Here is a 12701-nt window from a genome sequence, read left to right on the forward strand (position 1 = left end):
GCGACCGCATCGCGGCCAGGGATCGCCGCAACCCGGCCTGATAGCGGCGCCGGGCGCCGTCGATCAGGCGCTCGCGGATCCCGCCGCGCACCAGTTCGGGCGCCAGCGCGTCCAGCGCCAGCCGGTACCGCGCACCGAGCACCTCGGCGTCGCGGGCGCCGCCCAGCACGTTGCCGAGCTCCCGCAGCTCGTCGAGAATCCACGCGTCGGCGGACGACGCGAACTCCGGCGACTCACCGAGGAGGCTGCGGATCTTGCGGATGGTCACCCGCATCTGGTGCACGGCGTCGTCGGCGTCGGCGCGGACGGCCCGATCCCACACCAGCAGCGCGCCGACCTGCTCGGCCACCGCGCGGAGGACGGGGTCGGCGGGCAGCCGGGTGTCGTTGGGCTGCACGGTCGGGCCGAGCACCCGGGCCAGCTTGGAGGCGTGGCCCGCGGGTGCGGCGCCGGCGTCGAGCAGTCGATTGCCCAGCCGGGTCAGCAGCTCGGCGTCGGGGGCCCGGCTCGTCGTGACGAGTTCGAGTTCCCATTCGCGCCACTCTTGTTCGGCGGGCTGCGCGGCAGGTGCGGCGCCGATCGACCACGCGGTGACGTGATCGTTGCTGAACTCCGCGAGTGGTGCGCCGTCGGCGCCGTAGAGCACTTGGGTCTCGCGTTCGGTGGAGATGCGCGCGACCGGTTCGAGGGGGTGGTCGCGCACGATGGCCAGCACGATGTCGAGCAACTCACCCGGCACGGCTTCCCTTCCGGCCTCACCGTTCGGGGACTCCAGTGGCACGCGGACCTCGGTGCGGGCGTCGGGCCCGGTCGGCAACTTCAGGTGCCAGCCCGCGTCGGAACCCCCGGTGCGGCGCCGCAGGGTGATCTTGTTGCGCGCCAGTCCCTGGGCAGGGGTGTCGAAGTAGGTGGCGTCCAGCGACTGAGTCGGCGACTTCTCGACGCGCGCCACGGCGGCGATCCCGTCGAAGGAGGGCGACACCGCCGAGTCGGCGACGTCGAACTTGCGCTCCACCTCCAGGTAACGCGAGGCTTTGGGCGCTTGTGCAGGCATCTCGGCTCCGTGGCGGGCGTGGCGGCGCCATCGGGTATGGCGTGGACGGTGCTGAATTTACACGCAGCCGACGGGGTGATAGCCGCGAATCCTGGCCGCGAGCCTCCCGCGCGCGGCTACGGGCGCAGGTGCGACACCAGACCGTAAAACCGGTGGATCGTCTGGATCTCGTTGTCCTGGAAGGGCCTGCCGTCCGGGCCCGGCAGGTGGTGGAACCATACTCTGGGGATCGCTCGGCACGGGCCGTCGCAGCTACGGTCGGGGACATCGGCCGGGTAGGCGACCAGTCTCCGCAGAAGTTCTTCTTGGCTCCCCTGCCACGGTGCGACGCCCGCGAAGGTTGCTCAGAAGCTGTGTTGATCGCCGGGGAAGATCCCCTCGGCCACCTCGTGCGCGTACTGCATTGCTGCACGTCGCAACTCGGCCCCGACGTCGCCGAAGCGTTTGACGAACCGTGCGGTCTTGCCGCCGCTCAGCCCGGCCATGTCCTGCCAGACCAGGACTTGGCCGTCGCAGTTGGGGCCGGCCCCGATCCCGATCGTCGGGATGGTCAGCTTGCCGGTGATCTGGGTGGCCAGTTCCGCGGGCACCATCTCCATCACCACCGAGAACGCGCCCGCCTCGGCGACGGCGATGGCGTCAGCGACGGTCTGTTCGGCGGCGTCCCCGCGGCCCTGCACCCGGAATCCGCCGAGGCTGTTGACGCTTTGCGGCGTGAAGCCGATGTGCGCCATCACCGGGATGCCCGCCGCGGTCAGGCACGCGATCTGTTCGGCGACCCGCTCGCCGCCCTCCAGTTTGACGGCGTGCGCACCGCCCTCCTTCATGAAGCGGGTGGCCGAGGCCAGCGCCGCGGCCGGCCCCGCCTCGTAGCTCCCGAACGGCAGGTCGGCGACCACCAGGGCGTGCTGGGCTCCCCGGGCCACGCCCCTCACCAGCGGGATCAGCTCGTCGATCGAGACAGGCACGGTGGTGTCGTATCCGTACACCACGTTCGCGGCCGAGTCGCCGACCAGCAACACCGGGATGCCGGCCTCGTCGAAAACCCGGGCGGTCGAGTAGTCGTAGACCGTGAGCATGGCCCACTTGTGGCCTTCGGCCTTCATCTTCTGCAGGTGGTGGGTGCGGATCTTGGCCAGCGGCCGGGCCGGCCCGGAAGGGGTTGCGCCATAGACGTTCTGTTCAGACATCGCTGTCCCTAGTGGTGGTCGGGTCGATCCTCGTGGCCCCAGTCGTTCGTGGCACTGGATAGTGCCTCGTGGCAACTGCGGTCCCCGGGTTCGTCTGACCTCGCACATTCTGCCACTTCTTGCGCGCAGTCGCACCGCCGTGCCGGTGTGAGGCTCACCATGTTGCGTCCCCGCGGGATCGCCGACCGGCTGGCGTCGCTGACCGGCACCGTGTCCTGTCTCTGGCAGCATGGGTGGGCATGAGCATGCCTCGCCGCGAAAAGATCGCGCGCACGTTGCTGATCTGGACGACGATCGCCGCCGTGGCGCTTCTTCTCGCCGGCTGCCTGCGCGTCGTGGGCGGACGCGCCGTATTGGCGGGACCGAAGCTGGGCCAGGCGGTGGAGTGGACACCGTGCCGCACGGTGGGCGGGCCGGTCAAACTCCCCGGCGGCGCGCTGTGCGGCAGGCTGGCGGTGCCGGTCGACTACGACCATCTCGGCGGCGACGTCGCGACGCTGGCCATGATTCGCTTCCCCGCGACGGGGGACAAGATCGGTTCGCTGGTGATCAACCCCGGCGGCCCCGGCGAGTCCGGCATCGAAGCCGCGCTGGGCGTGGTCCAGTCGCTGCCCAAACGGGTACGCCAGCGGTTCGACCTGGTCGGGTTCGACCCGCGCGGGGTGGGATCCTCGCGTCCGGCCGTCTGGTGCAACTCCGACGCCGACAACGACCGACTGCGCACCGAGCCGGATGTCGACTACACACCGGCCGGCGTGGCCCGTATCCAGGACGAGACCAAACAATTCGTCGGTCGCTGCGTCGACAAGATGGGCCTGAATTTCCTGGCGAACGTCGGGACCGTCAACGTCGCCAGGGACCTGGACGCCATCCGCGCGGCGCTGGGCGACGACAAGCTGACCTACCTCGGTTACTCCTACGGCACCCGGATCGGCTCGGCGTACGCCGAGGCTTATCCGGAGAACGTGCGGGCGATGATCCTCGACGGCGCCGTCGACCCCAACGCCGACCCCATCGAGGCGGACCTGCGCCAGGCCAAGGGGTTTCAGGACGCGTTCAACGACTACGCCGCCGACTGCGCGAAGAAGCCGACCTGCCCGCTGGGCACGGACCCCGCCAAGGCCGTCGAGGTCTACCACAGCCTGGTCGATCCGCTGGTCGACCCGAACGACCCGATGATCGGCAGGCCCGCGCACACCAAGGACCCGCGGGGGTTGAGTTACAGCGACGCCATCGTGGGAACGATCATGGCGCTGTACTCGCCGACGCTGTGGCATCACCTGACCGAAGGCCTGACCGAGCTCAAGAGCGACCGCGGCGACACCCTGCTCGCGCTGGCCGACATGTACATGCGGCGCGACTCGCGCGGTCACTACACCAATGCCACCGATGCGCGAGTGGCGATCAACTGCGTCGACCAGCCCCCGATCAAGAACCGGGCCGAGGTCATCGAGGAGGACCGTCGCGCGCGCGAGATCGCCCCCTTCATGAGCTACGGAAAGTTCACGGGAGACGCCCCGCTGGGCACGTGCGCGTTCTGGCCGGTACCCCCCACCAGCACACCCCACACCATCTCGGTGCCCAACCTGGCCCCCACCGTGGTGGTGTCGACCACCCACGACCCGGCGACGCCCTACAAGGCCGGCGTCGATCTGGCGAAGGAGTTGCGCAGCTCGCTGCTCACCTTCGACGGGACCCAGCACACCGTCGTCTTCCAGGGCGACAGCTGCATCGACAATTACGTGACGGCATACCTCATCGGCGGGGACACGCCCCCGCGCGGCGCGAAGTGCTGAATCCCGCGCCGAATGTGAACTGGCGGCGACGTTTTGACTGATTTTTCGACCTGAGTTCACACTCGGCGCGGGGGATGGCGAGACCAAGGGATAGCGAGACCAAGGCGTGATCCTTTCGAGCTGCCACGGGTATCCGCGGCTGCGACGATAACTGCCATGTCGCGCCTGAGATCATGGAGCTCGGCGCTGCTCTCGTTCGGACTCCTGCTCGGGTCGCAGTCCTCGGTCCTGCCGCTCGCCGGTGCTGTGCCGGAGCCCGGCGCCGGCCAGAACCCGAGTCCCGCGCCGCAGAACTGGGGCAGCTGCAACCTGTTTCTCAACGGCACCAGCGACGTTCCGGCCGGAGCGCGATGCGCTACCGTCGCGGTCCCCGTCGACTACCGCGACCCCGGGGGGGCGCAAGCCAAGCTGGCGGTGATCCGCGTGCCCGCCAGCGGCCAGCGGATCGGATCGCTACTGGTCAATCCCGGCGGGCCCGGGGCTTCGGCGGTGGACATGGTGGCCGCGATGGCCTCGGACCTGGAAGACACCGACATCGCGCGCCACTTCGACCTGGTGGGCTTCGACCCGCGGGGCGTGGGCCATTCGACTCCGGCGCTGCGATGCCGGACCGACGCCGAGTTCGACGCGTTCCGGCGCGAACCGATGGTCGATTACAGCCCGGCCGGTGTCGCCCACATCGAGCAGATCGAACAGCAGCTGGCCCAGCAGTGCGCGAACCGCATGGGCACGGCGTTCCTGGCCAACGTCGGCACGGTCTCGGCTGCGCGCGACATGGACATGGTCCGTCAGGCGCTGGGCGACAACCAGATCAACTACCTCGGCTACAGCTACGGCACCGAATTGGGCACCACCTACCTCGAAGCATTCCCGGAGCGTGTGCGCGCGATGGTGCTCGACGGGGCCATCGACCCGACCGTCGGGCCGATCCAGGAAAACATCAGCCAAATGGCCGGATTCCAAACCGCTTTCAACGACTATGCCCTGAACTGCGCCCGCTCGCCGTCCTGTCCGCTGGGGACCGACCCGACCCAGTTCGTGAATCGCTACCACGCGCTGGTCGACCCGCTGGTGTTCAAGCCGGGCCGCACCGCGGACCCGCGCGGTCTCAGCTACGCCGACGCGACCACGGGAACCATCAACGCGCTGTACACCCCGGCCCACTGGAAGTATCTGACCAGCGGCCTGCGCGGGTTGCAGAACGGCAGCGACGCCGGTGATCTGCTGTTGCTGGCCGACGACTACGAGGGCCGCGACCGCAGCGGGCATTACGGTAACGACCAAGACGCGTTCAACGGGATTCGCTGCGTGGATTCGCCCACGCCGGCGGACTCGGCGAGCTGGGTTGCCGCCGATCAGCAGATCCGACGTGCGGCCCCCTTCCTGAGTTACGGGCCCTTCACCGGGACCGCCCCCCGCGATCTGTGCGCGCTGTGGCCGGTGCCGGCCACGTCGGCCCCGCACACCGTGGCGGCCGTCGCGCCGGGCAAGGCCGTCGTGGTGTCAACGACGCACGACCCGGCGACTCCCTACCAGGCCGGGGTCAGCCTTGCCCATCAGCTGGGGGCACCGCTGATCACCTACGACGGCACCCAGCACACCGCGGTCTTCAATGGGGACCAGTGTGTGGACACCGCGGTGGTGCGTTATCTGCTCGGGGCGGCTCTGCCGCCGGCCTCGCTGGAGTGTCGCCCGTAGGCCCGTCCCGGCCGGCATGTCTGCACTTCGCAACGTTTCTGAGCGGGCATGGATCAACAGCGGTAACACAGAATTAACAGGGGTTGCATACTGTGCCAGATATGGATCGGCAGAAGGAATTCGTCCTGCGCACGCTCGAGGAGCGCGACATCCGTTTCGTGCGGCTCTGGTTCACCGACGTGCTCGGTTTACTCAAATCGGTCGCCATCGCCCCGGCGGAACTGGAAGGCGCCTTCGAGGAGGGCATCGGCTTCGACGGATCCTCGATCGAGGGGTTCGCGCGGGTGTCGGAATCCGACACCGTGGCAATCCCGGACCCCTCGACATTCCAGGTGCTGCCCTGGGCCACCCCGGCCGGCCACCACCACTCGGCGCGGATGTTCTGCGACATCACCATGCCGGACGGGTCGCAGTCGTGGGCGGACCCGCGGCACGTGCTGCGCCGTCAGCTGCAGAAGGCCAACGACCTCGGCTTCTCCTGCTACGTGCATCCAGAGATCGAGTTCTTCTTGCTCAAGCCCGGATCCAATGACGGGTCGGTGCCCGTTCCCGTCGACAGCGCCGGCTATTTCGACCAGGCGGTCCACGACTCGGCCTCGAACTTCCGTCGGCACGCGATCGAGGCGCTGGAATTCATGGGCATCTCGGTGGAGTTCAGTCACCACGAAGGCGCGCCGGGCCAGCAGGAGATCGACCTGCGCTTCGCCGACGCGCTGTCGATGGCCGACAACGTGATGACGTTCCGCTACGTCATCAAGGAGGTGGCGATCGAGAACGGCGCGCGGGCGACGTTCATGCCCAAGCCTTTCGAGGAGCACCCCGGCTCGGCCATGCACACCCACATGAGCCTGTTCGAGGGCGACGTCAACGCGTTCCACAGCACCGAAGATCCCCTGCAGCTCTCGGATGTCGGCAAGTCGTTCATCGCCGGCATCCTCGAGCACGCATCGGAGTTCAGCGCGGTCACCAATCAGTGGGTCAACTCCTACAAGCGGCTGGTGGTGGGCGGCGAGGCGCCGACCACCGCGTCGTGGGGGGCGGCCAACCGGTCCGCCCTGGTGCGGGTGCCGATGTACACGCCGCACAAGACGTCCTCGCGGCGGATCGAGGTGCGCAGCCCGGACCCGGCGTGCAACCCGTATCTGGCTTTTGCGGTGCTGCTGGCCGCCGGGTTGCGCGGGGTGGAGAAGGGTTACGTCCTGGGGCCGCAGGCCGAGGACAACGTGTGGGACCTGACGCCCGAGGAACGTCGTACGATGGGCTACCGCGAGCTGCCCACCAGCCTCGACAGCGCGCTGCGGTGCATGGAGTCCTCCGAGCTCGTCGCGGAGACCCTCGGGGAGCATGTCTTCGATTTCTTCCTGCGCAACAAGCGCACCGAGTGGGCCAACTACCGCAGCCGGGTCACGCCCTACGAGCTGAGCACGTACTTGTCTCTGTAGCGCAGTGCGCCTGAGCAGCGCGCGGGTTGCGCTACGGTCGTGATCGTGACCAAACCCGTGACGCATCGCCCCAAGCTGCCCAGCGTGGGCCGGCTCGGGCTGGTCGATCCGCGCGCCGGTGAGCGGCTGGCGCAGCTGGGTTGGTGCGACCGTGACGACCAGGCCTCGGTCGACCTGCTCTGGGCGTTGTCGCGCTCGCCGGACCCCGATGCCGCGCTGCGCGCCCTGGCGCGCCTGGCGGAGAACCCCGACACCGGGTGGGAGGAGTTGAGCGCCGCGCTGCTGAGCGAACGTCCGCTACGCGCGCGGCTGTTCGCCGCACTCGGCTCGTCGCTGACGCTGGGCGATCATCTGGCGGCGAACCCGCAGTCCTGGAAGCTGCTGCGCGGCAAGGTCACACTGCCCTCCCGCGAGGAGCTCTGCGCGACGTTCGTCAGATGCGTCGAGGAGTTCTCCGACGACTCGGCGACGGGTCCGGCTGCGGGCGCGGCCGTGCTGCGGCTGCAGAACCTGTACCGCGACCACGTGCTCGTCCTGGCCGCGCTCGACCTGGCCGCGACCGTCGAGGACGAGCCGGTGGTGCCGTTCACCGTGGTGGGCGCCCAGCTGTCGGACCTTGCGGACGCCGCGCTGGCGGCCGCACTGCGCATGGCCGAGCTGACCGTGTGCGCTGACGGCACGCCGCCGCGACTGGCGGTCATCGCCATGGGCAAATGCGGCGCGCGCGAGCTGAACTACGTCAGCGACGTCGACGTCATCTTCGTCGCCGAGTGCGCTGACCCGGTCAGTGCCCGCGTCGCCGGGGAGATGATGCGGGTGGCGTCGGCGGCTTTCTTCCAGGTGGACGCCGCACTGCGGCCCGAGGGCCGCGCCGGCGAGCTGGTCCGCACCGTCGAGTCGCACGTCGCCTACTACCAGCGCTGGGCGAAAACCTGGGAGTTCCAGGCGTTGCTGAAGGCCCGGGCCGCGGTCGGCGATGCCGAACTCGGCGAACGCTACCTGACCGCGCTGATGCCGATGGTGTGGGTCGCCTGCGAGCGCGACGATTTCGTCGTCGAAGTCCAGGCCATGCGCCGCCGGGTGGAGCAGCTGGTGCCCGCCGACGTCCGCGCCCGCGAGATCAAACTCGGCAGCGGCGGGATACGCGACGTCGAGTTCGCCGTGCAGCTGCTGCAACTGGTGCACGGTCGCAGCGACGAGTCGCTGCGGGTGGCGTCCACCGTCGACGCGCTCGCCGCGCTGGGTGCGGGCGGGTACGTCGGCCGCGAGGACACCGCGAACCTGACCGCCTCCTACGAATTCCTGCGATTGCTCGAGCACCGGTTGCAGCTGCAGCGGCTCAAGCGCACCCACCTGCTGCCCGATGTCGACGACGAGGAGGCGGTGCGCTGGTTGGCGCGCGCCGCCCATATCCGGCCCGACGGCCGGCACGACGCGGCCGGGGTGCTGCGCGAAGAGCTCAAGCACCAGAACCTGCGGGTGTCGCAGCTGCACGCCAAGCTCTTCTACCAGCCGCTGCTGGAGTCGATCGGTCCGCCCGGGCTGGAGATCGCGCACGGCATGAGCACGGAGTCCGCGGAGCGGCGGCTGGCCGCGCTCGGCTACGAGGGGCCCCAGACCGCGTTGAAGCACATGTCGGCGCTGGTCAACCAGAGCGGCCGGCGCGGCCGGGTGCAGTCGGTACTGTTGCCGCGATTGTTGAACTGGATGTCGTACGCGCCCGACCCCGACGGCGGGTTGCTGGCCTACCGGCGCCTGTCCGAGGCGCTGGCCACCGAAAGCTGGTACCTGGCGACGCTGCGGGACAAGCCGGCAGTGGCCAAGCGGCTCATGCATGTGCTGGGGACCTCCGCATACGTGCCGGATCTGCTGATGCGGACGCCCACGGTCATCCAGAGCTACGGCGACGGACCCAACGGCCCCAAACTGCTCGACACCGACCCCGCCGCAGTGGCCCGCTCGCTGGTGGCCTCGGCCAGCCGCTACGTCGACCCGGTGCGTGCGATCGCCGGTGCGCGCACGCTGCGCCGCAGGGAATTGGCCCGCATCGGTTCGGCGGACCTGCTGGGCATGCTGGAGGTCACCGAGGTGTGCCGCGCCCTGACGTCGGTGTGGGTGGCCGTGCTGCAGGCCGCCCTGGACACCATGATCCGGGCGAACCTGCCCGCCGACGGCCCCGCAAAAGGACAAGCGCCGGCGGCGATCGCCGTCATCGGGATGGGCAGGCTGGGCGGCGCCGAGCTGGGCTACGGGTCCGACGCCGACGTGTTGTTCGTCTGCGAGCCGGCCCACGGCGTCGAGGACTCCCAGGCGATCCGCTGGTCGACGTCGGTGGCCGAACAGGTGCGGACGTTGCTGGGCACCCCCAGCGTCGACCCGCCGCTGGAAGTCGACGCCAACCTGCGACCCGAGGGCCGCAGCGGTCCGCTGGTGCGCACCCTGGGCGCCTACACCGCTTACTACCGACAGTGGGCGCAGCCCTGGGAGATCCAGGCCCTGCTGCGCGCGCACGCGGTCGCCGGCGATGACGAGCTGGGGCGTCGATTCCTGCTGATGGCCGACAAGACCCGCTATCCGGAAGACGGGGTGTCGGCCGAAGCGGTTCAGGAGATCCGCCGCATGAAGGCCCGGGTCGCGTCCGAGCGGCTGCCGCGGGGCGCCGATCCCAACACGCACACCAAGCTGGGCCGCGGGGGACTGGCCGACGTCGAATGGACGGTGCAGCTGCTGCAACTGCGGCACGCACACGAGATCGAAGCCCTGCACAACACCTCGACGCTGCAATCGCTGGACGCGATCGCGTCGGCCGGGCTGATACCGGCCGACGACGTGGACCTGCTGCGCCAGGCGTGGCTGACCGCCACCCGCGCGCGCAACGCGTTGGTGCTGGTGCGTGGCAAGGCCACCGACCAGCTGCCGGGGCCCGGTCGTCAGCTCAACGCGGTCGCCGTCGCCGCGGGCTGGCCGACCGACGACGGCGGCGAGTTCCTGGACAACTATCTTCGGGTGACGCGGCGGGCGAAGGCCGTCGTGCGCAAGGTATTCGGGAGTTGAGTCAGGAGGCCGGCGCGTTGGACGCCATATTCGAGGTGCTCGACGCGGCGGAGGCCGACCGGGTGACAGCTCTTTACGCGCCGTTGGCCGAGGCCGTCCGGGAACTCGTCGACGCGACCATCCGGACGGAGGCCGATGAGGCGGTTGTCCTCGAGGCGCGAGCCGCGATCGAGGCGATTACCGAGTCGTTGCGGCAACGCACCCGGCCGGCCGGGGTCAGCTACCGGGTCGATGGCCGGGCGCTGCCGCTGGGCAACGCCGCGGTGGGTGTGTGCAACCCGATCGCCCCGCCGGTCGTCGTCCACCACGAGGGCGCCGGCCGCTGCTGGAGCGAGTTCGTCCTCGGAGCCGCGTACGAGGGCCCGCCGAATCTGGTGCACGGCGGCGTGAGCGCCCTGGTGCTCGACCACATGCTCGGTGAGGCGGCCAGCGAGGGGCTGTCCAAGCCGCGCTTCACCGGAACGATCACCGTGAAGTACCTGCGTGGCACCCCGCTGGGGCCGCTGCGTTGCGAGGCCTGGATCGACGGCAGAGCGGGCGTCAAAGTGTTTGCACGCGGCGCGATTTCGGATGCCTCAGGTGTCACCGTGGAGGCCGAGGGTGTATTCATCGAGCCGGCGTGGGCGCGGGACGCGCCGTGAGGTTCTATGTCAGCAGCGCCTTCCTGAACACCCGGGAGATCATCGAGATCGCCAGGGCTGCTGACGAACTCGGCTACGACGGGATGGGGATCCCGGACCATGTCGTCAACCTCGAAACCCTGGACACGCCCTACCCCTATACCAAGGACGGGCAGCGGCGCTGGCAGCCGTTCACCGACTGGCCGGATCCCTGGGTGCTCGTCGGCGCTCTGGCCCAAGTCACCACCCGGCTGCGCTTCGTGACGACCGTCTACATCCCGGCGATGCGCAATCCCTACTCGGTGGCCAAAGCCATCGGCACCGCGGCGGTGCTGGCGTCGGGGCGGGTGGAGCTGGGCGTCGGTGTCGGCTGGTGCCGGGAGGAGTTCGCCCTGATGGGGGAGCGGTTCGAGGCCCGCGGCAAGCGCACCGACGAGATGATCGCGCTGATGCGGGCGCTGTGGCGGCCGGGCTGGACGGAGTTCGACGGCGAGTTCTACCCGACGCCGCGGCTGGAGATGCAGCCGACGCCGCCGCCGATCCCGGTCTACGCCGGCGGGCTCAGCGACGCCGCCCTGCGCCGCGCGGCCCGCAACGACGGCTGGATCGGCGACCTGATCGACACCGACCGCGCCATCGAGGCGGTCGGTCGGCTGCGGGAGCTGCGCGCCGAAAACGGCTCGACGATGGACGATTTCACGATCCTGACCCCGCTCACCGACGCGTTCACCCCCGCCGACTACCAGCGCGCCGCCGACGCCGGCATCACCGGCATCATCACCATGCCGTGGATGTTCTACGCGGGCCGCGACGCCACGCTGGCCGACAAGATCGACGGCATGGCGCGCTTCCGCGCGGACCTGGGGCTCGACGGGTAGGTGCGGCGCGCGCGGCCCCGCGACACATAGTCCGTTGCGAAGACACGCCGGTGGGGCTCGCAGGGGTTTATGTCTCGCGAAGCGACAGCGCAACCGAGCGCAGGTTCACACGCGCTCGGCGGTCATGTTCATCTCGATGGTGCCCTGACACGGGCCGCTGAGAATCTCGGTGTGCATGGTGCCGGCCAGCGACCCGTCGGGTTGGGGCGTGTAGCGCACCGTGGCGTGGGCCGGACTCCATTCGATTGTGGTGTCGGGCATCATGCAGTCCCATTGGAAGTCGCTGGTCTGCGTCCAGGACGCCCCATCCCAGGTGAACTGGATCGGCTGCGGAACCGTCGGGTTGCTCGGCGGCGGGCCGCCGACGATCGTGGCGGTGCACGTTGCGCCCGTGCAGTCCGAGCGGAACGTATAGACGTCGGTGTGCTGCTCCTCGGGATCGCCGGCCGCCAGGCTGGTCCCGGACTTCGGGCCAACCATGAATGTGACCGCGTACTTGCCGTTCCACGACGGGGAGTCGGCGACGGCGGCCGGGGAGAGCGACAGGGCGACCGCGAGCGACGTGGCGCAGGAACCCACGAGACCGCTCACACGCTTCGGGGTCATCTCAGGGTTTGGGTGTTGGAGCCGGAGCTCCGTACAGGCAATCGTGCAGTTCCTGGCTACCCGGGTCGAAGTCGAATCCGCAGTTGCATTCGTGAACTTCCTGGGGGCTGCCAAGCCCATCGCAATAGGGGGTGCCGGCCGACGCCGACGGCGCGGTCCACATGACACCGGCGGTCAATGCTGCCGCAGCGCCGGCCGTGGCCAGCAATACTCTCGTCTTCATGCCGGGTCCCTTTCCTCGGAACACCTCCAGCCGCGCTGCGCGTCGGGGTCGACGCGATGCGACGGCATGCAGGCACGATAACGCTGCCAACCGCGGTTCGCCGGTCAATGACGAAACCACCCGCGCGGCAATCGGTGGCG

At 69.5% G+C, this 12701-nt stretch carries 10 protein-coding genes; 6 read left to right on the top strand and 4 right to left on the bottom strand.

Annotated elements, in window-relative coordinates:
• Positions 1-1054 (bottom strand): CYTH and CHAD domain-containing protein (locus tag AC2VOK_RS00415; RefSeq protein ID WP_428898709.1); only part of this gene is annotated, 1054 nt, incomplete at its 3' end.
• A gap of 344 nt (positions 1055-1398) precedes the next feature.
• Complete coding sequence (panB, locus tag AC2VOK_RS00420; protein WP_428898710.1) at positions 1399-2244, bottom strand: 3-methyl-2-oxobutanoate hydroxymethyltransferase; 846 nt, start codon at positions 2242-2244, stop codon at positions 1399-1401.
• A 233-nt stretch (positions 2245-2477) separates the two neighbouring features.
• Here panB and AC2VOK_RS00425 point away from each other — a divergent pair, with 233 nt between their 5' ends.
• The 6 genes from AC2VOK_RS00425 to AC2VOK_RS00450 all read left to right on the top strand — a co-directional run bounded on the left by AC2VOK_RS00425 (position 2478) and on the right by AC2VOK_RS00450 (position 11732).
• Complete coding sequence (locus tag AC2VOK_RS00425; protein ID WP_428898711.1) at positions 2478-4040, top strand: alpha/beta hydrolase; 1563 nt, start codon at positions 2478-2480, stop codon at positions 4038-4040.
• 147 nt (positions 4041-4187) lie between these two features.
• On the top strand, positions 4188-5738 hold the full coding sequence (locus tag AC2VOK_RS00430; protein ID WP_428898718.1) for an alpha/beta hydrolase: 1551 nt from the start codon (positions 4188-4190) through the stop codon (positions 5736-5738).
• 101 nt (positions 5739-5839) lie between these two features.
• Entirely contained in the window at positions 5840-7180 is a 1341-nt protein-coding gene (gene glnA, locus AC2VOK_RS00435; RefSeq protein ID WP_428898712.1) for a type I glutamate--ammonia ligase, read from the top strand.
• 39 nt (positions 7181-7219) lie between these two features.
• Positions 7220-10234, top strand: a complete 3015-nt coding sequence (locus tag AC2VOK_RS00440) for a bifunctional [glutamine synthetase] adenylyltransferase/[glutamine synthetase]-adenylyl-L-tyrosine phosphorylase (protein WP_428898713.1) — start codon at positions 7220-7222, stop codon at positions 10232-10234.
• Complete coding sequence (locus tag AC2VOK_RS00445; RefSeq protein ID WP_428898714.1) at positions 10231-10875, top strand: PaaI family thioesterase; 645 nt, start codon at positions 10231-10233, stop codon at positions 10873-10875. The genes AC2VOK_RS00440 and AC2VOK_RS00445 overlap by 4 nt, the downstream gene beginning before the upstream one ends.
• Positions 10872-11732, top strand: a complete 861-nt coding sequence (locus tag AC2VOK_RS00450) for a TIGR03619 family F420-dependent LLM class oxidoreductase (protein ID WP_428898715.1) — start codon at positions 10872-10874, stop codon at positions 11730-11732. The genes AC2VOK_RS00445 and AC2VOK_RS00450 overlap by 4 nt, the downstream gene beginning before the upstream one ends.
• Before the next feature lie 105 nt (positions 11733-11837).
• Here the strand turns inward: AC2VOK_RS00450 and AC2VOK_RS00455 are convergent, their stop codons facing one another.
• Together AC2VOK_RS00455 and AC2VOK_RS00460 are read right to left on the bottom strand one after the other, a co-directional pair.
• Positions 11838-12323, bottom strand: a complete 486-nt coding sequence (locus AC2VOK_RS00455; protein WP_428898716.1) for an Rv2253 family sensor-like surface protein — start codon at positions 12321-12323, stop codon at positions 11838-11840.
• A gap of 16 nt (positions 12324-12339) precedes the next feature.
• A partial coding sequence (locus AC2VOK_RS00460) for a hypothetical protein (RefSeq protein WP_428898717.1) occupies positions 12340-12701 on the bottom strand: 362 nt, incomplete at its 5' end.

The organism is Mycobacterium sp. TH-M116 (assembly GCF_057473685.1).